Annotated in this window: 19 protein-coding genes; 6 read left to right on the forward strand and 13 right to left on the reverse strand. The window is 69.9% G+C overall.

Annotation, left to right across the window (positions count from 1 at the left end; all coding sequences use genetic code 11):
• The first annotated feature begins 187 nt into the window (after positions 1-187).
• Positions 188-2,914: an autotransporter family protein gene (locus tag AruCF_RS14150; protein ID WP_157130043.1), complete on the forward strand. Its 2,727-nt coding sequence runs from the start codon at positions 188-190 to the stop codon at positions 2,912-2,914.
• Between the two features lie 119 nt (positions 2,915-3,033).
• Here AruCF_RS14150 and AruCF_RS14155 read toward each other — a convergent pair whose 3' ends face one another.
• The 3 genes from AruCF_RS14155 to AruCF_RS14165 form a co-directional block, all read right to left on the reverse strand.
• Positions 3,034-4,632: an SEL1-like repeat protein gene (locus AruCF_RS14155; protein WP_080977418.1), complete on the reverse strand. Its 1,599-nt coding sequence runs from the start codon at positions 4,630-4,632 to the stop codon at positions 3,034-3,036.
• Positions 4,604-5,230 (reverse strand): DUF6985 domain-containing protein, encoded by a 627-nt coding sequence (locus AruCF_RS14160; protein WP_049073641.1) that lies wholly within the window; start codon positions 5,228-5,230, stop codon positions 4,604-4,606. Before AruCF_RS14160 ends, AruCF_RS14155 begins: the two co-directional genes overlap by 29 nt.
• Positions 5,231-5,339: 109 nt before the next feature.
• A complete protein-coding gene (locus AruCF_RS14165) occupies positions 5,340-5,699 on the reverse strand; it encodes a Rap1a/Tai family immunity protein (protein WP_049073643.1) in 360 nt (119 codons plus the stop codon).
• A 228-nt stretch (positions 5,700-5,927) separates the two neighbouring features.
• Here AruCF_RS14165 and AruCF_RS14170 point away from each other — a divergent pair, with 228 nt between their 5' ends.
• The 5 genes from AruCF_RS14170 to AruCF_RS14190 all read left to right on the forward strand — a co-directional run bounded on the left by AruCF_RS14170 (position 5,928) and on the right by AruCF_RS14190 (position 11,578).
• Positions 5,928-6,977: a DNA-binding protein gene (locus AruCF_RS14170; RefSeq protein ID WP_049073645.1), complete on the forward strand. Its 1,050-nt coding sequence runs from the start codon at positions 5,928-5,930 to the stop codon at positions 6,975-6,977.
• Positions 6,978-7,051: 74 nt separating this feature from the next.
• Entirely contained in the window at positions 7,052-8,158 is a 1,107-nt protein-coding gene (gene ydiK / locus AruCF_RS14175) for an AI-2E family transporter YdiK (protein ID WP_049073647.1), read from the forward strand.
• Between the two features lie 201 nt (positions 8,159-8,359).
• Entirely contained in the window at positions 8,360-9,085 is a 726-nt protein-coding gene (locus tag AruCF_RS14180) for an RNA pseudouridine synthase (RefSeq protein ID WP_049073648.1), read from the forward strand.
• Between the two features lie 181 nt (positions 9,086-9,266).
• On the forward strand, positions 9,267-10,394 hold the full coding sequence (locus tag AruCF_RS14185; RefSeq protein WP_235432654.1) for a S66 peptidase family protein: 1,128 nt from the start codon (positions 9,267-9,269) through the stop codon (positions 10,392-10,394).
• Between the two features lie 35 nt (positions 10,395-10,429).
• Positions 10,430-11,578 (forward strand): zinc-binding metallopeptidase family protein, encoded by a 1,149-nt coding sequence (locus AruCF_RS14190; protein WP_049073650.1) that lies wholly within the window; start codon positions 10,430-10,432, stop codon positions 11,576-11,578.
• Here AruCF_RS14190 and AruCF_RS14195 read toward each other — a convergent pair.
• The 10 genes from AruCF_RS14195 to AruCF_RS14240 form a co-directional block, all read right to left on the reverse strand.
• Positions 11,575-12,441, reverse strand: a complete 867-nt coding sequence (locus AruCF_RS14195; RefSeq protein ID WP_049073652.1) for an SAM-dependent methyltransferase — start codon at positions 12,439-12,441, stop codon at positions 11,575-11,577. The genes AruCF_RS14190 and AruCF_RS14195 overlap by 4 nt on opposite strands.
• 42 nt (positions 12,442-12,483) lie before the next feature.
• Positions 12,484-13,785, reverse strand: coding sequence for an APC family permease (locus AruCF_RS14200; RefSeq protein WP_049077801.1), 1,302 nt, complete (start codon positions 13,783-13,785; stop codon positions 12,484-12,486).
• 439 nt (positions 13,786-14,224) lie between these two features.
• Positions 14,225-14,875: a helix-turn-helix domain-containing protein gene (locus AruCF_RS14205; protein WP_049073654.1), complete on the reverse strand. Its 651-nt coding sequence runs from the start codon at positions 14,873-14,875 to the stop codon at positions 14,225-14,227.
• A 77-nt stretch (positions 14,876-14,952) separates the two neighbouring features.
• Entirely contained in the window at positions 14,953-16,407 is a 1,455-nt protein-coding gene (locus AruCF_RS14210) for an N-acyl-D-amino-acid deacylase family protein (RefSeq protein ID WP_049073656.1), read from the reverse strand.
• Between the two features lie 12 nt (positions 16,408-16,419).
• Positions 16,420-17,412: an ABC transporter ATP-binding protein gene (locus tag AruCF_RS14215; protein WP_049073659.1), complete on the reverse strand. Its 993-nt coding sequence runs from the start codon at positions 17,410-17,412 to the stop codon at positions 16,420-16,422.
• Entirely contained in the window at positions 17,409-18,422 is a 1,014-nt protein-coding gene (locus tag AruCF_RS14220; protein WP_049073661.1) for an ABC transporter ATP-binding protein, read from the reverse strand. Before AruCF_RS14220 ends, AruCF_RS14215 begins: the two co-directional genes overlap by 4 nt.
• Before the next feature lie 8 nt (positions 18,423-18,430).
• Positions 18,431-19,306 (reverse strand): ABC transporter permease, encoded by an 876-nt coding sequence (locus tag AruCF_RS14225; RefSeq protein ID WP_049073663.1) that lies wholly within the window; start codon positions 19,304-19,306, stop codon positions 18,431-18,433.
• A 13-nt stretch (positions 19,307-19,319) separates the two neighbouring features.
• The gene (locus AruCF_RS14230) at positions 19,320-20,255 is read right to left on the reverse strand and encodes an ABC transporter permease (protein WP_049073665.1); all 936 of its coding nucleotides are present in this window, start codon (positions 20,253-20,255) and stop codon (positions 19,320-19,322) included.
• Between the two features lie 106 nt (positions 20,256-20,361).
• Positions 20,362-21,939 (reverse strand): ABC transporter substrate-binding protein, encoded by a 1,578-nt coding sequence (locus tag AruCF_RS14235; protein ID WP_167385878.1) that lies wholly within the window; start codon positions 21,937-21,939, stop codon positions 20,362-20,364.
• Positions 21,940-21,988: 49 nt separating this feature from the next.
• Positions 21,989-23,434 carry a M81 family metallopeptidase gene (locus tag AruCF_RS14240; protein ID WP_049073668.1) on the reverse strand — a complete coding sequence of 482 codons (1,446 nt, stop codon included), beginning with the start codon at positions 23,432-23,434 and terminating at the stop codon, positions 21,989-21,991.
• Positions 23,435-23,480 lie beyond the last annotated feature (46 nt).

Here is a 23,480-nt window from a genome sequence, read left to right on the forward strand (position 1 = left end):
GCGCGGGGGCAACGGCGCAGCCGGAACCCTCGCGGGCGGTGGCGGCGGCGGCGGTGGCGCCGGCCTCGTGCTGCTTTCGGGCGGCACCATCCAAAACAACGGCGGCGACATCCTGGGCGGAGCGGGCGGCAATACTAACGTCGGGGTCGGCGCGAGCGGCGGCTCGGGCGGAGCTGGACTATTCCTGGTGGACGACGGAACCTTGTCCAACCATGCCGGCACCGTGCAGGGCGGCGCCGGCGGCACCGCCAACAACGGCGCGGGCAACCGCGGCGGCAACGGCGGCGCCGGCGTGCTCGCCAATCGCGGAACGATCATGAATTCCGCGACCATAAGGGGCGCATCGGCCGGCGCAGGCGCCAATGGCGGCATGGGCGGCGATGGCATCGTCGCCAACGGCACCGCCATCGATAACGCGGCGGGCGGGCTCATCTCGGGCGGCGCGGGCGGCAACTCGTTCGGCGCCTCGGCCGCGGGCGGCGAGGGCGGGGCGGGGGTGCGTTTCATCAACACCGGCGGGTCGCTGGTGAACGCCGGCATGATCCAGGGCGGCAGCGCCGGATCGTCCTCCAGCTTTCTTGCCGCGAGCGGCGGCGCGGCGGTCGTGGCGCAAGGCGGCGTCCAGATCATCAACAGCGGCACGCTGGTCGGCGGCTCAGGCAGCTTCAGCGCGCGGGCCAATGCCGTGCAGCTCAGCGGCGGCGGCAACCGCCTGACGCTGACGGCCGGGTCCGCCATCGTCGGCAACGTCGTCACGACCAGCGGGGCCGGCGCCAACGGCGACGTGTTGGCGCTGGGCGGCGATACGACCGATGCCAGCACAACCTTCAATGTCGGCCAGCTCGGCGCGGTGGGCAGCGGCGCGCAGTATCAAGGCTTCGCCAACCTGGAGAAGTCCGGCGCCAGCCTCTGGACGCTGACAGGCGCCGCCACCGGCCTCATGTCATGGACGCTGCTTGGCGGCACGCTGGCCATCGCGTCGGATGACGCGCTTGGCGACCCGGCCGGTTCCCTGGCCCTGGACGGCGGCACATTGCGCAACACCGCGCCGATCGTTGCCACGCGCCCGCTGCAGGTGCGCGCCGGCGGCGGGACGCTGGAAACGCTGCAACCATTGACGCTGCAGGGCGCGCTGGGCGGCAACGGCGCGCTCGTCAAGACGGGCGCGGCCACGTTGACATTGAATGGCGTCAGTACCTACGCTGGCGCGCTTGATCTGCGGGCAGGCAAGCTGGTGGTGGGCGATGCGACCCATGCGGCGGCGGTCCTGCCGGCGGCCGTCACCGTGGCCAACGGCGCCAGCCTTGGCGGACAGGGGACGATTGGCGGCGTCATCGTCGCGTCCGGCGGCGTCATCGCGCCGGGCAACTCCATCGGCACCCTCAACGTGTCGGGCAATCTCACGCTTGCGCCCGGTTCGGTGTATCAGGTCGAGGTCGATCCGGGCTCGACGGCCAGCGACCGCATCGTCGTCGGCGGCACCGCCACCCTGGGCGGATCGGTCGTCCACATCGGGCCGGATGGAAATTTCAGCACGGCGCGCGACTACGTCATCGTGACCGCGGCCGGCGGCGTGACCGGCCGCTTCGGCAGTGTCGCCAGCAACTACGCCTTCCTCGATCCGCAATTGAGCTACGACGCCAATGCCGTCACGCTGCGGATGCCGCTCAAGCAGGTGCCTGGCGACCCCGGCTCGGGCAACGGCGAGAACGGCGGCAATGGTGGTAACGGAAACAACGGCGGCGGCACGCGCCCGATCCGCTTCGCCGACGCCGCGTTCACCCGCAACCAGCGCGCGGCGGCCAACGCCGTGCAAACCCTGCCGCAAGACAACCCGGTCTACGCCCGCGTGCTCAATCTGCCCTCGGGCGCGCCGCCGGCCGCCTTCGACGCCTTGTCGGGCGAAATGCATGCCAGCGCCACCGCCGTGCTGCGGGGCGTCGCCGACACCGTGGCCAGCCTTCCCGTGGATCATCTGCGCGCCAATCTGTATGCCGGCCAGACGCCCGGCGCGTCCACCGCGCAGCGCGACAGCGCCGGCGCCACGATGGACGGCGCCGCCTTGCCGCGCTCGGCGGCCCAACTGCTCTGGGCCCAGGCATTCGGCAATTGGCGCAGCCTGCGTGACGACGGCAACGCCGCCCGGGTACGCAATTCCGACGGCGGCCTGTTCGTTGGTGGCGACAGTGCGTTGCGCGGCGGCTGGCGCCTTGGCGGCGCCCTCGGCTATACCGGCAGCCATGCCTCGCTGCGCGACCGCGCCTCGACCGCCGACATCGACAGCTACAGCGCCACGATCTACGGCGGCAAGGCCTTCCAGGCGGGCGCGGGCCAGATCGAATGGACCGCGGGCCTGGCCTATACCTGGCACGCCATCGATACGCGCCGCGACACCGGCGCGGCCGGACTGAACCAGACCTTGAAGGCCAGCTATCACGCCGGCACCGCGCAGGTTTTCACCGAGCTGGGCTACCGGCTCGCCCTGAACGACCGCGTCGCGCTGCAGCCGTTCGCCGGCGTCAATTTCAGCGACCTGCGCACGCGCGGCTTCTCGGAATCCGGCGGTTCGGCGGCGCTGGACGGCGACAGCAAGCGCAACGCCGTCACCACGACCACGCTGGGCCTGCGTGGCGAGGCGCGCTTCGAATCCGCCGGCAGGCCTGGGCGCGTGCACGCCATGGCGGGCTGGCGCCACGCTTTCGGCGATCTCGATCCCACCACTACGTTGACGTTCAACGGCAGCGCGCCCTTCACGGTGGCCGGCACGCCCCTGGCGCGCGACGCGGCCGTCATCGGCCTGGGGATCGACATGCGGGTGACGGCCTCGACCACCGTCGGGGTAGCCTATGACGGCCAGTTCGGCGGCGGCAACCGCCAGAACGCAGGCAGCCTGAATGTCGCCTGGCGCTTCTGACCGCCGCCCCAGGAGGGCCGCCGATGATCGGCGTCGCGGTCGCGCGACGCCGACGGCTGGCGTTGATGCGTTGCCTGATGGACGGGGCGCCCGTTCCTTCAATTTTTCCGCCGCCGCGCTCAACGTTCCGCGATGCGCAGGATCGTCTCTTCATTGACGCCGCTGGCGCGCAGCTCACCCGCGAGCTGGCGCGCCTGGTCGCGCTGGACCGGCGTCATGTGCGCCAGCAGCGTGTCGCGGTATTCAGCGGTTGACGCGTCCGGCGAAGGAACGGCGTCGACCAATGCGAAAGCGACCGGCAGTTTGCGGGCGGTGCCACGTCCTTCGGCGTACATCACCCCAAGGCTGAACAGCGCCTCGCGATGCCCCTGCGCGGCGGCCTGGCGCATCAGGCGCATCGCCTGCGCTTCGTCCCGGGCCGTGCCGTCGCCATTGGCATACATCACCGCCAGGTTGAACTGCGCCGATGCGTGGCCCTGGTCGGCCGCCTTGGCGTACCACTGCCGGGCCAGCGCGAGATCCTGCGGCACGCCGCGACCGACGTCGTATTGCTGTCCGAGATGCAGCTGCGCGGAGGCCAGGCCTTGCTCGGCGGCCTGGCGGAACCAATGCAGGGCCTGCGCCTGATCGCGCGCCACGCCGCGCCCCTGGAAATAGAGCAGGCCCAATGAGTCCTGCGCCGGCGGGTACCCCTGATCGGCGGCCTTGCGCAGCCATCGCGCGGCCTCGGCCGCGTCTTCCGGCACGCCTCGTCCGGCGAGATAGGCCCCGCCCAGCCGATCCTGCGCCGAGGCATTGCCCTGGTCGGCGGCCTTGCGCCACCACTGCGCGGCAAGCGCATCGTCGCGGGGCACGCCGCTGGCGGTGGCGTACATCGCCCCGAGATTGTTCTGCGCCTTCGCCAATCCTTGGTCGGCGGCCCGGCGAAACCACTGGACCGCCTCGCCGACATCCCGTCCCTTGGCTGCGCGCCCGTCCGCATACAGCGTGCCCAGATTGTTCTGCGCCTCGGCATGGCCCTGCGCGGCGGCCAGGGCGAACCAGTGCTCGGCCTGGGCGTCGTCGCGCGCGCCGGCGCGGTCATCGAAATAGTAGTCGCCCAGCAGGAACCGGGCTTCGGCCAGGCCCTGGTCGGCCGCCTTGCGCCACCATTGCAGCGCCTGCGCGTCGTTGCGGACCACACCCTGGCCGCGATGGTAGAGCTGGCCAAGCATGGCCTGCGCCTGGGCGTCGCCCTGCGCGGCGGCCTGGCCGCACCATTGCGCGGCCAGCGCGTAATCCTGCGGCACGCCGCGACCATTGGCATACATCACCGCCAGATTGAACTGGGCCCCGGCCACCGCCTGCTCGGCGGCTTGTCGCAGCCACTTCACCGCGAGCGCATCGTCCTGCTTGACGCCTTGCCCGTGCGCATACATCAGCCCCAGCCCATACTGGGCCTTGGCGTGGCCGGCTTCGGCCAGCGCGCGCCAATGTTCGAGCGCGCCGGCGTAATTGCCGGCCTGGTATTGCGCGTATCCTTGCGCGAACGGGTCGTCGCGCGGGTCCTGCGCGCCGGCCAGGGCAGGCGGAAGGGTCAGTGCCAGTACTAGCAGTGCAACGTGAATTCGCATTGGCAATCCGTGATGGTGGCGCCGTGTGCGGGACGGGCGCCGGGAGCCCAAGAGAGAGAAGCGCCTGGCCGGGACCTCATTGCCCTGTCTGACGGGCGGCGGCATGGCGCGCGGCGATCCACGACAACCCGCCCACATCCGCGCCTCCCGTTTCGACGACTTCGGTGCCGGCCATCATCATTCCATAACCATGTTCGGCGTCCCAGGCGCAGCCGAAATCCAGTCCGATGTAGGCCGCGCCAGCGACGGGGTGGAACGTGACGGTATTGAGCCGCAGCAACTTGTGCATGCTTCCTTCGTCCCATTGCCGCGGCAGCAGGAAGGCGTCATCGGGCAGTGCGATGCCTTCCTGTTCGGCCCGCAGGCGCGGCAAGTCGGCCAGCAGGGTGTCCCGCACGGTGCGATAGAACGCCGCGTCGTGGGCCAGCAGCCAAAGGGCCGCCTCGATCATCGGCGTTGCCGGCGCGTCGCAGGAACCATCGTCGTTCTCGAAGCACGCCAGCACCTCGCCCGGCGCCGCCAACCGGTCGTCGCGCGCATAGCCTTTCGACGGGGGGAGAGCGCTGGCGTCGCGAAAACGCGCTGTTTCCGGCAAGGGCAATGCCGTCATCCACACGCACCAGCCCTGGCGCGGCCCGTACAGCAACGGCAGCCCGGCTACGGCATGCGGCGCATAGTCCGCGGGAAGCTGCTCGGTATTCATCGCGACACTCCTTTGGCCGCCAGGGCGACCGGCATGGATTCAGGCACCGTGGTGTGCGGAATGCGCACCCCGGATCGATTCAACGGCGGGCGCGCGGTGAGGGGAGCCGCTAGCGGCAGGCAAACGACCGGCGCAGCGCCTCGCTCACCAGCGGCGCGGCATTCCCGTCGAGACGGCTGGCGGGCAACTCGGACAGGTAGGCGTAGACGCGGTCCTTCAGTTCATGGGGCAGGACGCCGCTGCGGGTACACCAGAGCGTGCCCTGGGTCTGGTCGGCGACCCCCAGGATGTAGGCCTGCGCATACGAGGCCGAGAACTGTCGGCCGAGGGAGGCATCGCGCACTTCAGAAGGCATCCGCCCGGCAAGCGCCGTGGCCAGTTCGGCGCCAGTGAAGTGCCACGTCCTGGGTTCCTGGGCCTGTGCGATGGCGGACGCTGACAGCATGATGACCAACACGAGGCGCTTCATTGGCGGTTTTCCCCTTCATACGAACCGGTGAGCGTGGTCGGGCGTGGTGGCCCATGACTGCCGTCGATGTTAGCACCTGCCTGTTTCGAGCCAGGAAAGACGAGCCTCGCCTTGAAAGATATGAAATCCTACATATGATGTATGATATAAAACGTTTACTGCAATTTAATCACGATAAGATTCCATTATCGTGAGTAATTCAACACTATCGAACCGGGAAATCCAGCCATGGCCGCGGGAATCAACGAACAGGATGTATGGCACGCCGCCGATGCCTTGCTGCTGGAGGGCGCCCGGCCCACCATCGAGCGGGTGCGCCAGAAGATCGGACGGGGCTCGCCCAATACCGTCAGCCCCCACCTGGAAACCTGGTTCCGCGCCCTTGGCGCCCGCATCCAGGATCCCGGCGCGTTCGCCGCGCCCGCGGCGGTGCCCGAGCCCATCGCCCAGGCCGCCGCCCATTTCTGGGAAACCGCCCTGGCCGTCGCCCGGGCCGACCAGGCCGACGCCCTCCGCGAACGCTGGGACGAACTGCGCCGGGAGGGCGATCGCCTGGCCGCGCAGGCCGAGCAGCTGCGGCAGCGCGAGGCCGTGCTTGCCAGCCGCGAACGCGACCTGGAAGAAGGCCTTAAGGTCGTGACCGGGCAATTGGCGGCCACCGAGGCCCGGCTACGGGCGGCCGAAGGCCAGTTGCGCCAGCGCGACGACGCCGTGGCCTTGGGCCAGCAGCAACTGGCCGATGCCCGCGCCGCCTTGCTGGCCCAGGTGGCCGATGCCGAGCGCGCCCGCCAGGAACAGGCCGAGGCCCTGGCCGCGGCGCACGCGCGCCATGCCGCCCACGAACGCCGCTGGCTCAACGAGCTGGACGCCGAACGCGGCAGCGCCAAGCGCCTGCAGGCGCGCCTGGACGAATTGCAGGCCGCCCAGCAACAGCAGGCCGAACAGTCGCGCCAGGCCCTGGCGCAAGCCGCCGAGCGCCTGCGCGCCGCCGAAACCGAGGCCGCCGCGCAGGCGCGCGCGATGCAGGCCGAGGCCCAGGCGGAGCAGGGGCGACGCCAGGCCGAACTGGCCACGGCGCAAGAAGCGCTGCAGGCTTCACGCCGCCGCGAGCAGGATCTGGCCCAGCGCCTGGCGGCCGCCGAAACGCGGCAGGCCGAATTGCTGGCGCAGCAGCAAGCCCGCGATGCACAGTTACTGGAACTGACCCGCCACCTGATCGCGGCGCGCGTCGACCCGCGCGCCGCCGCGGGCGAGGACACGCCCGGCAACGGCGCCTGAGGCGCGGCGGCGCGCCACGGCCGGCGAAGTTCGGATAAATTCGTACACGGCCAATCCGCCGCCTGGAGCCTCGCTTGAATCCGATCCCACGCCCGCCCGCGGACCTCGCCCGCAATCTGCTCGTCATCGTCATCCTGTCGGCGCTGATGATCGGCAGCCTGTACGTCCTCAAACCATTCCTGTTCGGCCTGATCTGGGCCACCACCATCGTGGTGGCGACCTGGCCCGTGATGCGGGCGGTACAGCGTCGCTGCGGCGGCCGCCGCTGGCTGGCCACGGGGGCCATGCTGATCGTGCTGCTGGTGGTGATCGTGCTGCCGCTGTATCAGGCGATCTCGACGCTGGCGCTGCATGGCGGCGCCATCATGGCCGCCATCAAGGGCCTGCCGGACTATGCCCTGATGGCGCCGCCGGGCTGGGTGCGCGGCATTCCGCTGGGCGGCGAGCGCATCGCGCGGGAATGGCAGGCGCTGGCCGATGCCGGGGCCGGCGGCCTCTTGGCGCGGCTCGAGCCGTACGTCACCATGGCCGCCAAATGGCTGCTGAGCAATGCCGCCATTGTCGGGGTGTTCGTGATGCACATGCTGATCACGATCGTGATCGCCGGCATCCTCTACAGCCAGGGCGACGTGGCCGCCGATTTCGTGCAGCGCTTTGCCAATCGGCTGGCCGGGCACCGCGGCGTGGCGGCGATCCGCCTGGCGGGCCTGTCGATCCGCGCGGTGGCGCTGGGCATCGTGGTCACGGCGGTGGTGCAGTCGGCGCTGGGCGGCCTGGGCCTGTGGATCGCCGGCGTGCCGGCGGCCGGGGTCATCACCGCCCTGATGCTGATGCTGTGCCTGGCGCAGCTGGGGCCGTTCCTGCCGCTGCTCGGCGGGGTGATCTGGCTGTTCCAGAACGACATGAAGGTGACGGCGATCCTGCTGCTGGTGTGGGCGGTGCTGGTCACCATGCTGGATAACCTGCTGCGGCCGATGCTGATCAAGCGCGGCGTGAACCTGTCCATGCTGCTGATCCTGGCCGGGGTGCTGGGGGGCATGCTCGCCTTCGGCATCGTCGGCCTGTTCATCGGCCCGGTGATCCTGGCGGTGACGTCCACGCTGCTCAAGGCCTGGGTCGACGAAGTCCCGCCGCCCGCAATCGACGCGCCGGCCGCCGCCACGCAATCCACCGATCCGTGAAGCGCCCACGCGATCGGTCGCGGGCCGCCGCAAGGCCGTCGGAAACGGCGTAACATCTCGCTCCAGGCCCCATGCCTGCGCCCCGGGCGCCGCGCGGGGCCGGTCTTTTTCCGCCTTTCACGCCGTATCCGAGATGACGATGTTCCCCCCGATTGCCCAGCCCCGCCATTTCCCCGTCCTGCACGCGCTGGCGGTGCGGCCATGAGCGACAGCGTGCGCCTGGCCAAGCGGTTGGCCGCCGAACAATCCTGCTCCCGCGGCGACGCCGAACGCTACATCGAGGGGGGCTGGGTCGCCGTGGATGGCAAGGTCGTCGAAGAACCGGGCTTTCGCGTCGGGCCCGACCAGGCGGTGACCCTGCTGCCAGGCGCGCGTCTGGAGGAAATGCGGCCCGTGACCGTGCTGGTGCACAAGCCGGCGGGCCTGTCGGCCTCGGATCCGGCGCACTCGGCCCTGGCGCTGGTGGTGCCCGAGAACCTGATGCCGGGCGACCGTTCCGGCCAGCGCTACCTCAAGCGCATGTTCAACGGTCTGAAGCTGGCCACGCCGCTGGAGCGCGCGGCCAGCGGACTGGTGGTCTACACGCAGGAATACGCGGTCACGCGCAAGCTGGTGCAAGAGGGCACGCACGTCGAACAGGAATACATCGCGCAGGTGCGCGGCACGCTGGATGCTGCCGGCCTGGCGCGGCTGCAACGCGGCCTGGCCTACGAAGGCCGGCCGGCCACGCCCATGAAGGTCAGCTGGCAGAACGAAACCCACCTGCGCTTTGCGCTCAAGACGCCTGCCCTGGGTTTCATCGAATACGCCTGCGATGCGGCTGGCCTGCAATTGCTGGCGTTGCGCCGCATCCGCATCGGCCGGCTGCCCATGGCCGGCCTGGCGGCGGGGCAGTGGCGCTACCGGCTCGACTACGAGCGCTTCTGAAGACTTAAAGTGAATTCTGGAATAACTTAAAGTGAATTCGGGAATGGCCGGGCGTACTTAAAGTGAATTCTAGGAAAGGATAAGGGAACGCTGAGCGCTCCAAACCCGAAATCCTTTCTAAAGTGAATTCTCATTAATTAGCCATAAGTAATTGATAAATAGCAATAATCAGGAATAGGGAATGGCAATGCCGCCTCGCGAGTCTGTTGCACCGATCGATCCCACGCGGCGCGGGCTGCTGCGGGCGGCGGGCGCATTGGGGCTGTCCAGCCTGGCGCTGGTGGGCTGCGCGGGCCGGGTGGCCGCGCCTCGCGATAGCCAGGAGGCCCCTGGCGGCAATGCCGCCGTGGCGCCGCGCCGCGACACGGCCGTTCCCGCCTTGCGCCCGGGCGGCCGCGTCGCCATCGTCGCGCCGGCCTCGGCCGCCGACGGCGCCGCCTTCGACGCGGCCGAATGGCTGCAGGCGCGCGGCTACGACCCGCGCATCATGCCCGCCGCATTGACGCGCGCCGATGCGCCATTCGACTACTTGGCCGGCGACGACAGCGCGCGCCTGAACGATCTGCACGCAGCCTTCAGCGATCCCGCGATCGACGCGGTCTGGTGCCTCCAGGGTGGTTTCGGCTCCTGGCGGCTGGCCGACCGGCTCGATTTCAACCTGCTGCGCCAGCATCCCAAGCCGTTCATCGGCTACAGCGACATCACCGCGCTGCACCTGGCGATCCAGCGCCACGCGGGCTTCGTCACGTTCCACGGACCGATGCTGGCGCAGGACCTGCTGGCCGGCAAACAGGAGCCCACCGCCAGCCATGTGCTGGCCATGGTGGGCGGCCAGATCGGGCAGGGCGCGTGGATCGACGCGCCGCCCGACTCCAACCCGGTGGTGTTGGCCCCGGGCAGCGCCAGCGGCCGGCTGGTGGGCGGCAACCTGGCGCTGATCGCCGCCATGATCGGTTCGCGCCACGAAATCGCCACGCGCGACGCGATCCTGTTCATCGAGGACGTCAATGAGGCGCTGCCGCGCATCGACCGCCTGCTGTGGCAACTGCGCGCGGCGGGCAAATTCGACCGTATCAGGGGCGTGCTGGCGGGAAATTTCACCCGGCTGGGCCTGCCGATGGGCGATGCGCTGGGACAGAGCCAGCTGTTTGCGCTGCTGCAGGAGCAGTTCGGCGGACGCGGCATCCCCGTGCTGGCGGCCTGGCCCAGCGGCCACGGCGATCCCAACCTGACGCTGCCGCTGGGCGCGACGGTGACGCTGGACACGCAGCGGCGCGGCCTGCGGCTGGAGCAGGCGGTGGCGGTCTAGGCCCCGCGCGCCGCCGCCATCCGGGAACCCGACCCATGAACGATTTCTTCCAGGCCCTGGGCCGCCAGCTCAAATCCCCGCAGCGCGCGCGCGCCGGCCAACGCCATGCGCGCGCCAAGGCGTTCCAGTGCGTCTGCGGCCAGCGCATCTTCTTCAACAACACTGAATGCCTGAACTGCCGCCGCCAACTGGGCTTCGATCCCAGGCGTGGCCACGTCCTGGCGCTGGATCCGGGCAAGGCCGCGGACACCTGGCTCGAAGCCGGCCGCGCGCGCGGCCGGACGTTCAAGCGCTGCGCCAACTTCGCCAGCCCGGCGGCCTGCAACTGGCTGCTGCCGGCCGCGGCCGTCAACTCGCTGTGCCTGGCCTGCGGCCTTAACCGCACCATTCCGGACCTGTCGGTGGCCGAGAACGGCAGGCTGTGGTTCAAGGTCGAAGCCGCCAAGCGCCAGATGATCGCCCAGTTGCTGACCCTGGGCCTGCCGATCCGGCGTTCGCAGGCGCCCGGCGACGGCGGCCTTGCGTTCGACCTGCTGGCGCCGGCGGCCGACGGCACGCCGCCGCTGACCGGGCACAACCACGGCCTGATCACCCTGAACATCCGCGAGGCCGACGATGCCTATCGGGTGCAGGTGCGCGAAGCGATGCATGAACCCTATCGCACACTGCTGGGGCATTTCCGCCACGAGATCGGCCATTTCTACTGGGACCAGCTGGTGGCGGGCGGCCCCTGGCTGGCGCCGTTCCGCGCCGTGTTCGGCGATGAGCGCGCCGACTACGCGCAAGCGCTGCGGCGCAACTACGAAGCGGGGCCGCCGGCCGACTGGGCGCAGCGCTTCATCAGCACCTATGCCTCCTGCCATCCCTGGGAGGACTGGGCCGAGACCTGGGCCCACTACCTGCACATGATGGACACGCTCGACACCGCCATCAGCTTCGGCGTCAGCCGCGTGGCCGTGGAACAGGCCTATGAGCCCTTCACCCGCGCATCGCTGTACGACCCGGACGATCCCGAAGGGCAGGGCTTTCTCGACCTGGTCAACGCCTGGGTGGCGCTGACGGGCGTGCTCAACGAGCTGTCGCGCAGCATGGGCCAGCAGGATTTCTACCCATTCGTGTTGCCGGGCGCGGTGGTCGGCAAGCTGCAATTCGTGCACCGGGTCATCCGGGACGCGGCGCGCTAGAGTCGCCGCGCCGACCATTCCCCCTTGCCGGCGGCGCTGCCGCGGATGGTGGCGCCATTGACTTCGCCGGTGTAGCGCACGCCGTCGACCATGAACGAAATGGTGCGGCCGTCCATGCGCGCCTGCGAGATCTCGCTGCCGCCCAGCTTGCCGGTCAGCATCTGGTAGTGCTGCTCCAGCCGCAGGGTGCGGCCGTCCAGGTCCCACCGCCCGCCGACCTTGGCCGGCACGATCCATAACAGGGCGTTGCAATAGGTCTGGCAGGCCTCGGTCACGGTCTCGGAGGCGTCCGGCTCCCAGTCGCCCATGCGGAAAGTGTTGGAGACGATGCGGGTGCCTGGCTCCAGCTCCAGGAGCCGGGGCCGCAGTTTTTCGTTGATGGTCGACAGCAGGAACATGGTGATCACGTCCGCCTGCGACAGGTCGGTCTCGAACAGGTCCGCCACCTCGAACGTGGCGCGGCTGGCCACGCCCGCCTTGGCCGCGTTGCCGCGCGACAGGGCCACCAGGTCAGGGTTGTATTCGATGCCCTTGGCTTGCAGGCCGCGCTGGGCGGCGGTGATGACGGTGCGGCCGTCGCCCGAACCCAGGTCCATCAGCCGGTCACGCGGCGTGACCTTGGCCATGTCGAGCATCTTGTCGACCAGGGCCTGCGGGGTCGGCACCCAGATGACGTCCTTGCCATCCTGGCCGACATCGGGCACGTATGCGTCGGTCTTGGCGCCGGTCTTGGCGGCGGCCTCGGGAGTGGCGCCGGCGGCGCGCGCCTCGGCCAGCAGCGACAGGGACAGGGCCAGCGCCAGCGCCGATCCCAGGGCGGCCCGGCGGCGGGCGAACGAAACGGACGGTAGGACACGTTGCATGAGGAAGACTCCTTGGGGCGGACGAAAAAGAGGGCGCGGCGTTCAGCCCGGCGGCGTGGCCGGCGACGCCCCGGCCGGCTTGAGCAGGCGCAGCATCGGCACGCCGACCGCCAGCACCGCCAGGCCGATCAGGGCGCCGGCCCCGGCATACACCGCGCTCGAATACACCAGGCCGGCGCAGGCCAGCGCCAACAGCGCCGGGGTCAGGGGATACAGCGGCACCCGGAACGGCCGCGGCCGCGCCGGATCGAGGCGGCGCAGGCGCCACACCGAGGCCGCCACCAGCAGCATGAACAGCCAGAACACCGGCGCGGTGTAGGCCACCATGGCCTGCACGCTGTTATGGCTGAAGGCGCCCACCGCCAGCAGCGCCAGCGTGATCGCGCCTTGCGCCAGCAGGGCGCTGACCGGGGTCTCGTTGCGCGCGCTCCAGCCAGCCAGCGCCCGCAGCCGCGGCAGGTCGCGACCCAGTGCGTAGTAGACGCGCGCGCCGGTGATGATGGTGCCGTTGATGGTGCTCAGCGCCGTGGCGCAGATCACCAGGCTGAGCAGCGCGGCGGCATAGGGACCGGCGGCCAGTTGCATCACCGCCGCGCCCAGGGCCGGCGTGTCGCGCAGGCCCTGCAGGCCGAACAGTTCCAGCAGCGCCAGGTTGGTCAGCAGGTAGGCGCCGGTGACCACCGCCGTGCCGATCAGCAGCACCCGCGCCATGTTGCGGCCGGGATGGCGCAGTTCGCCGCTCAGGTAGGCGGCTTCGTTCCAGCCGCCGTAGGTCAGCAGCACGAACACCATGCCCATGCCCATCAGGCCGGCGGCGTTGCCATCCAGCGGCGCGGGCGCCGGCGCCAGCGGGGTCGAGGTGAACAGGGCGGCGGTCAGCACCGCCGCCAGCGCCGCCAGGGTCAGGATCGTGAACAGCCATTGCAGGCGCTTGGAGTGGCGGGTGCCGGCCACGTTCAGGGCCGTCAGGCCGGCCACCGACAGCGCCGCGTGCGCGGTGGCGCCGTACTCGCCCAGCGGCAGCAACTGCTGCGCATAATCGCCATAGATGAAGGCCACCACCGCGATCGCGCCGGTCTGGATCACGGTGCAGCGGGCCCAGGCGAACAGCAGGCCCACGCGTGGCCCCCAGGCGCGCGACAGGTACAGATATTCCCCGCCGGCGCCAGGGTAGGCCGCGCCCAGCTCGGCGTAGCACAGCGCGCCCACCAGCATCACCAGCCCGCCGGCGCACCAGTACGCCAGATACATGGCCTCCGACGCGGCATGCTGCGCCACCAGCGGCGGAAAGCCGAAGATACCGATGCCGATCACCACTCCCACCAGCACCACCGTGGCATCCATCACCGACAGGCCCGGCGGGCCCAGGGCCCCGGTGCCCACGCCGCCCGGCGCGCCGGCGCTGCTGGGGCTGGCACGCAGGGGACGGCGGGGCAGAGACGACATGGAATTCTCCCGATAGGTCGGCGCCGCACGGACGTACGGCGCCCAGCCGCGATGGCGCCCGGCGCGAGGGCTGTCGAGACGCCCCGGCGCGCCGGGGCCGCGTCAACCCGCGCGGCCGGTTTCCAGGCCCGCGGCTCGCCGGATCCGCAGCGGATAGCGATGCCCGGTGCCGGCCATCACTATCTGACAATAAGCTGAATAATGAGTGACCCGGCGCGGGGAGGGAAAGTTTCTACGGGATTTCCCGTAGCCGGGAATCGCGGCGCGCGGCCAGGGCGGGGCCGCGCCGGATCGGCGGCAGTACAACGTGCGCGAGGCAGGGCGGCGGGCGCCGTCCTCAGGGCTTGCGCCGCGCCGGCTTGAGGCGCGACGGCACTTCGTCCAGGTCGCTGCAGACCGCCAGCACTTCGGCCGGCTTCTTGCTCAGCGACAGGTAGACATGGCCGATGCCGCTGTCGAAATAGGCCGATTCCAGGCGGTTCAGCACCACGCTGTCGCCGTTCTCGAACTGGATGCGCACCTTGCCCGACAGCACCAGCGCGAATTCCTGGCCCGGATGGCGGATGTAGTCCTCGAACTCGACCACCTTGCGCGAATCGATCAGCGCCAGCATGGGCATCATCTTCTTGCCCGGATACTCGCCCATCAGCAGGCGGTAGTGGTAGTTGTCGGTGGCGTAGTCGCGCGCGTCGCTGAGCTTGTTCTTGACGTAGGTGGGCGCCACCTCGGCCTGGGCCGCGTCGCCCAGCATGAACATGCGCGTCATGTCGATGCCCAGCGCGCGCGCCAGCGCGGCGAATTTCTCGTAGCTCAGTGCGATCTGGCCCAGCTCGGCCTTGGACAGCGTCGATACCGCGATGCCGCTGGCCTGCGACAGCGCCTGCAGCGTCATCTTGCGCGCCTTGCGCTCGGCGCGCAGGCGGGCGCCCATGACTTCCTTGCCCACGATGTCGGGTGGGGCGGTGCTGCGAGCGGGTGGAGGGGCCATGTAGCGGTCTGCGTCCAGGGTTGGCGAAGTAGGGCGGAACCCGCCCATTCACGCCGGATTGTAAGGGTTGGCGCGGCTCAGGCGGCCGTGCGCGCCAGCACCCGGCCGGCGTGCCGGCCGGTGAAGGCCTGTTCGCGCCAGACCGGCGCGCCGTTGACGTACACCGAATGGATGCCGGCGGCGCGCTCGGTGGGACGTTCGAAGGTGGCGGTATCGGCCACCGTGGCCGGGTCGAACACCACCAGGTCGGCGAAGTAGCCCGCCTGCACCTGCCCGCGTCCGGCCAGGCCGAACCGCGCGGCGGTCAGGCCCGTCATCTTCCACACCGCCGTCTCCAGCGGGAACAGGCCCAGGTCGCGCGCATAGTGGCCCAGCACCCGCGGGAAGGTGCCCCACAGGCGCGGATGCGGACGCTCGTCGTGCGGCAGGCCGTCCGAGCCGATCATGGTGGGGCCGAACGCCAGGATGCGCTGCACGTCTGGCTCGTCCATCATGAAGTAGATGGCGCCCGCCGGCTGCAGTTCGGGCACCACGTCGTACTTGGACTTGCCGCGCTCGGCCGCGACCTCGTCCAGGTCGCGCCCGCTCAGTTCGGGGAAGGGCTTGCACCAGGTGATGATGGTGCGCCCGGCCAGCAGCACGCGGTCCTGCTTGAGCATGGTGGAGCCGGCCACGTAGGGATAGGCATCCAGCGACACGTCCTGGCGCGCCATGGCCGCCTCGATCAGCGGCAGCGTCTCGCGCGAGCGGCCGAAATTGGGCTGGCCCATAACCTTGTGGTGCGAGATCACCACCGGCACGTCCAGCTCGCGGCCGATGCGGAAGGTTTCCTCCAGCGCCGCCACGATGTGCTCGCCTTCGTCGCGCATGTGGGTGGCGTAGATGCCGCCGTGCGTGCTCAGGGGGCGGCAGACCTCGATGATCTCTTCGGTGGTGGCGCGCGCCGCGGGCGGGTAGAAGGCGCCGGTCGAAATGCCGATGGCGCCGCTGGCCATGGCTTCCTCGGCCAGCGCGCGCATGGCGGCGATTTCGTCGTCGGTGGCTTCGCGCTGCAGGTCGGGCATGACCGCGGCGCGCAGCGTCGAATGGCCCACCATGCAGGCGGCGTTGACCGCCGCCGGCGTGGCGCGCAGGGCGTCCAGGTAGTCGGCGAAGCGCTTGAAATGGTATGACCCGCCTTCGTCCAGCAGGTCCAGCGGCGCCGGCGGGTTGGCGTGCGCCAGCGGCGCCAGGCTGATGCCGCAGTTGCCCGTGACCACGGTGGTCACGCCCTGCGAGATCTTGGGCGTCATGTCGCGGCGCCGCAGCAGGTAGTTGTCGTCGTGGGTATGCGAGTCGATGAATCCGGGCGCCACCACCAGGCCGGACACATCGATACGGTCGCGGGCAGCGGCGCCGGACAGGTCGCCGATGGCGGCGATGCGATCGCCGCGCACGCCGACGTCGGCGCGCCGGCCGGGGGCGTTGCTGCCGTCGATGACGAGGCCGCCGGCGAGCAGCAGGTCGAAAGGCTGGGAATCGGTTTGAGACATGGCAAGCTCCGGCTACGAGGCGAAATGACAGGCGACCGTCTGGCCGTCGCCGATGGGACGCGCAATGGGGGTTTCCTGGACGCAGCGCGCCTGGGCCAGCGGACAACGGGTGCGGAAGGCGCAACCGGACGGCGGCGCCAGCGGGCTGGGAATCTCGCCCTTGAGCACCGCCACGGGCGCGCGCTCGCCACGCCGGGCCGAGGGCACCGCGGCCAGCAGGGCGCGGGTGTAGGGGTGGGCCGGCCGGTTGAACACCGCATCGCGCGAGCCGGCTTCGACGATCCGGCCCAGGTACATCACCGCCACCTGGTGGCTGATGTGCCGCACCACGCTCAGGTCGTGCGAGATGAACACATAGGTCAGGCCGAGATCGCGCTGCAGGTCCATCAGCAGGTTGATGACCTGCGCCTGCACCGACACGTCCAGCGCCGAGACCGGTTCGTCGCAGACGATCAGGCCCGGTTCCGGCGCCAAGGCGCGGGCGATGACGATGCGCTGGCGCTGGCCGCCGGAGAACTCGTGCGGGTAGCGGTCGGCGGCGTCCGGACGCAGGCTGACGCGGGCCAGCAACTGCGCCACCCGTTCGCGGATGGCCTCGCGGCCGTAGCCGAAGTTGCGCAGCGGCTCGCCGATGATGTCGCGCACCCGCATGCGCGGGTTCATCGACGAAAACGGGTCCTGGAAGATGAACTGCATGCGCCGCCGCATGGCGCGCAGCTGGCCGCTGTTCATCGCGGCCAGGTCGGCGCCTTCGAGCAGAATGCGGCCCGCGGTGGGATCGGTCAGGCGGATCAGGCACTTGCCGGTGGTCGACTTGCCGCAGCCGGACTCGCCCACCAGGCTCAGGGTCTGGCCGCGCGCCACCGACAGCGACACGCCGTCCACGGCGCGCAGCACCTTGCCGCCCTCCAGCGGGAAGTGCTTCTTCAGGTCGGTCACTTGCAGCATGGGGGTGGCGGGCGCCGTGGCGACGGCGGCGGGAAAGGGGGCGTCGTGCAGGTTCATCGCGGGTCTTGCTCCATCATGACGGCCGGCGCGGCCTGGCGCGCCCAGCACCAGACGCGGTGGCGGTCGCCGGCGGCGACCTCGGGCGGCGTCTCGTCTGCGCAGCGCGGCAGGGCCTGGGGACAGCGCGCGGCAAAGGCGCAGCCGCGCGATTCGGGCGTCACCACCGGCACGATGCCGGGCAGCTCGGCCAGGCGGGCGCTGTGGTCCTGGCCGTCGACGAAGTCGGGCAGCGAACGGATCAGCGCCTGGGTATAGGGATGGGCGGCGCGGTCCAGCACGTCCTCGACGCTGCCTTCCTCGACCTTGCGGCCGGCGTACATGACGATGACGCGCTGGCACATCTGCGCCACCACGCCCAGATCGTGGGTGATCAGCACGATGGCCGTGCCCAGCCGCGCCTGGATGTCGCGCAGCAGGTGCAGGATCTGCGCCTGGATGGTGACGTCCAGCGCGGTGGTCGGCTCGTCGGCGATCAGCACCTTGGGCTGGCAGGCCAGCGCCATGGCGATCATGGCGCGCTGGCGCATGCCGCCGGACAGTTGATAGGGGTATTCGTGCACGCGCCGCGCCGGATCGGAGATCTGCACCAGCTCCAGCAGCGCCTCGGCCTGCTTCATCGCCTCGCGCCGCGACAGGCTTTGGTGCAGCATCAGCGGCTCGCTGATCTGGCGGCCGATCGTGAAGACCGGATTGAGCGAGGTCATCGGCTCCTGGAAGATCATCGACAGCTGGTTGCCGCGCACCGCCCGCATCGCTTTCTCGGGCAGGGCCAGCAGGTCGCGGCCGTCGAATTCGACGCTGCCGCGCGCCACGCGCCCGGGCGTGCGCAGCAGCCGCATGATGGACAGCGACGTGACGCTCTTGCCGCAGCCGGATTCGCCCACCAGGCCGAGGGTCTCGCCCGGCATCAGGTCGAACGACAGGCCGTCCACGGCCAGCACCGTGGTCTCGTCGCCGTCGAAACAGGTGGTCAGGTCATTCACTTGCAGGACAGGTTGGGATGGCATGCGCGCTCCTACAGCTTTTTCGCCAGGCGCGGATCGAGCATGTCGCGCAGCCCGTCGCCTACCAGATTGACGGCCAGCACGGCCACGCCCAGGAACAGGCCCGGATACAGGATGATGTGGAACGCCACCGCGACGAAGTTGCGGCCCTCGGCCATGATGTTGCCCCAGCTCGGGATCTGCGGCGGGATGCCCACGCCCAGGAAGCTCAGCACCGCCTCGGTCAGGATGGCCGAGGCCGCGATGAAGGTGGCCTGCACCATCAGCGGCGCGAACAGATTGGGCAGGATGTGGCGCAGCAGGATGGCCGGCACGCGGGTGCCGGCGGCCACCGCCGCCTCGATATAGGGCTGCTCGCGGATGGTCAGCACCAGGGCGCGCACCAGCCGCACCACGCGCGGCACCTCGGGCACCACGATGGCCACGATCACGGTGCCCAGGCCGCCCTTGAGCGTTGCCATCAGCGCGATCGCCAGCAGCACGCCCGGAATCGCCATCAGGCCGTCCATGATGCGCATGATCACGGCGTCCAGGCGGCGGAAGTAGCCGGCCAGCATGCCCAGCAGCACGCCGCCCGCGGTCGACACCAGCGCGACAACGACGCCGACCAGCAGCGAGACGCGCGCGCCCCACAGGGTGCGGGCATAGACATCGCGGCCCAGCGCGTCGGTGCCGAAAAAGTGTTCGGCCGACGGCGGCTTCATGCGCGCCATCGGGTTGATGTCCAGCGGATCGACCGCGGTCAGCCAGGGCGCGGCCAGCGCGATCAGCGCGAGCGCCAGCAGGATGGCGCAGCCGACGTACAGCATTGGGTGGCGGCGCAGCGAGCGGGCGGCGCGGCGCCAGCGCGGACGCGCCGCGGCCAGGGGCAGGGTGGTGGTGGTCATGGATCGCCCCTCTTCAATAGCGGATGCGCGGGTCGAACAGGCGGTAGCTCAGGTCGACCAGCAGGTTGATCAGCACGTAGATGCCCGAGGCCACCAGCAGCACGCCCTGGATCACGGGGTAGTCGTGGCGCAGCACGGCGTCGATGGTCAGGCGGCCCAGGCCGGGAATGGCGAACACGGTTTCCGTGACCACCACGCCGCCGATCAGCAGCGCCACGCCGACGCCGATGGTGGTGACGATGGGGTTGGCGGCGTTCTTGAGCGCGTGCCAGACGATCGGGCCGGCCGCCAGGCCCTTGGCGCGCGCGGTGCGGATGTAGTCTTCCGACAGCGCCTCCAGCATGGTGGCGCGGGTCATGCGGGTCAGCAGGGCCATGTACACCAGTCCCAGCGACAGACAGGGCAACACCAGGTGCCGCAGGTAGGGCGCCAGGCCGTCGGCCAGCGGCTTGTAGCCTTGTACCGGCAGCCAGCCCAGCTTGATGGAAAAGCCGTACACCAGGCTGTAGCCGATCAGGAACACCGGCACCGAGAAGGCACAGACCGCGCCGATCATCACCAGCCGGTCCAGCAAGCGGCCGGCGTTCCAGGCCGCCAGCACGCCCAGCGGCACGGCGACCAGCACCGCGAATAGCATGGTGAAGATGGCGATCGACAGGGTCGGCCCCATGCGCTGGCCGATCAGTTGCGCCACCGGCATCTGGGTCGCGATCGAGGTGCCCAGGTCGCCGGTGGCCAGATGCCCGACCCAGATGCCGAACTGCGTCAGCAGCGGCTTGTCCAGGCCCAGGTTCTGGCGAATCTTCTCGACGTCCTCGGTGGTGGCGTTGTCGCCCGCGATCACCGCCGCCGGGTCGCCCGGCGACAGGTGGATCAACATGAACACCACGACCGCCACCACGGCCATGACGGGAATGACGGCCGCGATGCGGCGCAGGATGTATTTCACGCTGGGTTTCCCCCTAGCCTGGCGCGGCGCGCACGGGGCGCTGGGCGGCGGCCTGATTGTGCAGGGGCGGGGCGCGCGTGGCGATCACGCGCGGTCCCGCGCCGCGTTATGGTTTTTCCACGTTCCACATCACGGGTATGCCGGTCTTCATCAGCTCCGTGTGCGACAGCCCGCGGATCGCCGACACCGGCTTGAATTCGCCCCACATGACGTACGGCACCGTCTGGTAGGCGCGGGCCTGCAACTGCGCCGCGATGTCCTTGCGCCTGGCGGCGTCGGGTTCCTGGATCCACTGGGTGCGCAGCGCGTCCAGCTCCTTGTCGCAGGGCCAGCCCGGCAGGCTGTTGCCGCAGGCGGCCGACAGCCACGGGTTGGTCAGCGGCGTGCTGGCGTCGTAGTAGCCGCCCCAGGTCACGAACAGGCTCCAGCCGCCTTGCTCGGGCGGATCCTTCTTCAGGCGGCGCGCCGCCAGCGAGGCCCAGTCCATGGATTGCAGGTCGACCTTGAAGCCGGCCTTCTTCATGTTCTGCGTCAGCACCATGACGGCGGGCGCGCTGATGTGGTCGGTGGGGTACAGCACCACGATCTTCTCGCCCTGGTAGCCGGCCTCCTGCAGCAGCTGCTTGGCGCGCGCCAGGTCGGGCTTGGCGTAGGGCGCCGCGCCGGCGTCGGTGGCCAGCGGCGAGCCGCAGATGTACAGCGTGGCGCAGTAGTCGACGCGGTACTTCTCCGGATAGCCGATGGCCGCCAGCATTTCCTTCTGGCTGAACAGGTAGTACAGCGCCTGGCGCGCCTGCGGCTTGTCGAACGGCGGATGCAGCGCGTTGACGATGGCCATGCCCTGGGTGGCGACCGAGGTGTTCAGCTTGATGTCCGGGTTGCTTTCCAGCACCGGCAGGAAGTCCGGCGTGGTCTGCTCGATCATGTCGACCTCGCCGTTCATCAGTGCGGCCGTGGCGGTATTGCCGTCGGGAATGTAGATCCATTCGACCCGGTCGACCTTGGCGACCTTGCCGCCGGCCAGGCCGTCGGCCGGTTCGTTGCGCGGCACGTAGGCCGGGTTCTTGACGTACACCACCTTGTTGCCCGGCACCCACTCATCGCGCTTGAACAGGAACGGGCCGGAGCCGACCATTTCCGTGACGGGGGTGTTGGCGTCGGTCTGCGCCAGGCGCTTGGGCATGATGAACGGCGGCATGCCCGACGGCTTGGCGAGCGCGTCCAGCACCAGGCCGAACGGCTGCTTGAGCGTCAGCGAGAAGCTGTCGGGGCCGGTGGCGGCCAGTTCGGCGCCGGCGGCCATCAGCGCCTGGCCCATCGTGTCCTTCTTGGCCCAGCGCTGCAGCGAGGAGATGCAGTCCTCGGCGGTCACCGGGGTGCCGTCGTTGAACTTCAGCCCCGGGCGCAGCTTGAAGGTCCAGGCCTTGCCGTCGGGCGAGGCGGTCCAGCTTTCCACCATCTGCGGCTTGGGCTGGCCCTGGCTGTCCTGCGCGAACAGCGTGTCGAACACCATGTAGCCGTGGTTGCGGGTGATATAGGCGGTGTTGAACAGCGGGTCCAGCGTCTTCAGGTCCGCGTGCGGCACCATCCGCAGCGTCTTGGCCTGGGCCTGGGCCGGCTGGCCCGCGGCCAGCCCGCAGGCCAGCAGGGCGGCGGCGCCCAGCAGGCTGAATCGTTTCATCATGGTCATCCCCTTGTTTTGTCCGGTTGCCTGCGTGGGCAATGGTTGGATATCAGCCCTTGAAGGGCCATTTCGGCAACTTGCGCTTGGTGAACGGCAGCGCGTTGTAGTCCTGCGTGATGGCGCCGGGCGTCTCGACGTAGATGACGTGGCGGCCGAGCTTGGAGTACGAGGCGTAGAAGTGCTGCGACGATTTCGGGATGACCAGCTTCATTGCGCCCAGATCGACGCCGAACTGCGTGAACAGGTCGGTGTCCATGGCCTGGGTGCGGTTGGTGGTCATGACGATGGTCACGCCCTGGCTGCGCACCACGGCCACGTCGCCGAGCAACGCGGGCGTGCCGGCCAGCCCGGTCATGATGGCGTCGCGCTTGAGCGCGACGATCTCACAGGCCAGGTCCAGCGGCTGGCCCGACACCGGCGCCACCTTGCCGCCGATGCGCAGCTTGATCTGCGCGCCCTGGCCGGCCTCGAAACAGAGCTGCACGGCCACCGGGTCCCAGAACGGGCCGGTCGCCACGTCCTGGATGCCGCGCGCCAGCACGCGTTCCAGGATGAAGGTGGCGTCGCTGGGCGCGCCGCCGCCGGCGTTGTCGGCCGAGTCGGCCAGCACCACGGGGAAATCGGCCAGCGCCAGCGCCTGGTCCAGCGCCTCGTCGGCGCCGGGGTAGGGCGGCGCCAGCTGGTCGCGGAAAGCGATGATCTCTTCGCCCAGCGCGCGCGCCAGCCGCTCGGCCTGGCCGGCGTCGCCATCGGTGTAGACCAGCACCTTGGAGCCCATGTCGGGCGTATCGCCCCACGGGAAACCGTGAGCGATCGACACCGACAGCACGCCTTCCTTGCCTTCCATCGCCAGCAGGCGGTCGACGAAACCGCGCATCGGCTCGCGGCTGGTGTGCATGATGGAGATCATTTCGCAGTCGAAGACCGCGCGCGTCGGCTTGATGCGGCCCTCGGCGCGCGCCACGCACAGGTCGACCAGATCGTAGGCGCGGTCCAGGATGTCGGTGTGCGGGTATTCCTTGAAGCACACCAGGAAATCGGCGCTGTTCACCATGGCGTCGGTCAGGTGGCAGTGCGGATCCAGCTCGGCGCCGATCACCGTGTCCGGGCCGACGATCTCGCGCGCCCGCCGCAGCAGGTCGCCTTCGCAATCGTCATAGCCATCGGCCACCATGGCGCCGTGCAGGCCGAACAGCGCGATGTCGACCTTGCCGGCGCGGCGCAGGTCCTCCAGCAGTTCGTCGCGCAGGGTCTCGTAGGCGTGGCGGGTGGTCAGGCCGGCCGGCGTCGCGCCCGCCGTCATGCCCTCGATCAGCGTCCAGTCCTTGCCCTGGGCGCGCTGGCGCGCGGCCCACAGGGGGCCGGAGAACATCTGCATGCGGTCCGGGTGCTGGCCGGCCGGGTAGTAGCCGCGCGACCGATAGGCCGACAGGCCGGTCGGAATGGGGGAGAAGGTATTGGTCTCGGTCGCCAGGGACCCGGAAAAAATCTTCATGCGATCGCTCCGTGCTTTAGGGTTGTCCGTTCTTGCCGCCGTGTCG

Source organism: Achromobacter ruhlandii (assembly GCF_002082135.1).
GTDB lineage: Bacteria > Pseudomonadota > Gammaproteobacteria > Burkholderiales > Burkholderiaceae_B > Achromobacter > Achromobacter ruhlandii.

Excerpts from the sequence above, each read along its gene's own strand:
- AruCF_RS14190 (WP_049073650.1), top strand. The coding sequence starts at position 10,430 with ATGAACGATTTCTTCCAGGCCCTGGGCCGCCAGCTCAAATCCCCGCAG.
- AruCF_RS14170 (WP_049073645.1), top strand. The coding sequence starts at position 5,928 with ATGGCCGCGGGAATCAACGAACAGGATGTATGGCACGCCGCCGATGCC.
- AruCF_RS14155 (WP_080977418.1), bottom strand. The coding sequence starts at position 4,632 with ATGCCGCCGCCCGTCAGACAGGGCAATGAGGTCCCGGCCAGGCGCTTC.
- AruCF_RS14165 (WP_049073643.1), bottom strand. The coding sequence starts at position 5,699 with ATGAAGCGCCTCGTGTTGGTCATCATGCTGTCAGCGTCCGCCATCGCA.
- AruCF_RS14220 (WP_049073661.1), bottom strand. The coding sequence starts at position 18,422 with ATGCCATCCCAACCTGTCCTGCAAGTGAATGACCTGACCACCTGTTTC.
- AruCF_RS14215 (WP_049073659.1), bottom strand. The coding sequence starts at position 17,412 with ATGAACCTGCACGACGCCCCCTTTCCCGCCGCCGTCGCCACGGCGCCC.
- AruCF_RS14195 (WP_049073652.1), bottom strand. The coding sequence starts at position 12,441 with ATGCAACGTGTCCTACCGTCCGTTTCGTTCGCCCGCCGCCGGGCCGCC.
- AruCF_RS14225 (WP_049073663.1), bottom strand. The coding sequence starts at position 19,306 with ATGACCACCACCACCCTGCCCCTGGCCGCGGCGCGTCCGCGCTGGCGC.
- AruCF_RS14210 (WP_049073656.1), bottom strand. The coding sequence starts at position 16,407 with ATGTCTCAAACCGATTCCCAGCCTTTCGACCTGCTGCTCGCCGGCGGC.
- AruCF_RS14240 (WP_049073668.1), bottom strand. The coding sequence starts at position 23,434 with ATGAAGATTTTTTCCGGGTCCCTGGCGACCGAGACCAATACCTTCTCC.
- AruCF_RS14160 (WP_049073641.1), bottom strand. The coding sequence starts at position 5,230 with ATGAATACCGAGCAGCTTCCCGCGGACTATGCGCCGCATGCCGTAGCC.
- AruCF_RS14200 (WP_049077801.1), bottom strand. The coding sequence starts at position 13,785 with ATGGATGCCACGGTGGTGCTGGTGGGAGTGGTGATCGGCATCGGTATC.
- AruCF_RS14205 (WP_049073654.1), bottom strand. The coding sequence starts at position 14,875 with ATGGCCCCTCCACCCGCTCGCAGCACCGCCCCACCCGACATCGTGGGC.
- AruCF_RS14180 (WP_049073648.1), top strand. The coding sequence starts at position 8,360 with ATGAGCGACAGCGTGCGCCTGGCCAAGCGGTTGGCCGCCGAACAATCC.
- AruCF_RS14235 (WP_167385878.1), bottom strand. The coding sequence starts at position 21,939 with ATGATGAAACGATTCAGCCTGCTGGGCGCCGCCGCCCTGCTGGCCTGC.
- AruCF_RS14185 (WP_235432654.1), top strand. The coding sequence starts at position 9,267 with ATGGCAATGCCGCCTCGCGAGTCTGTTGCACCGATCGATCCCACGCGG.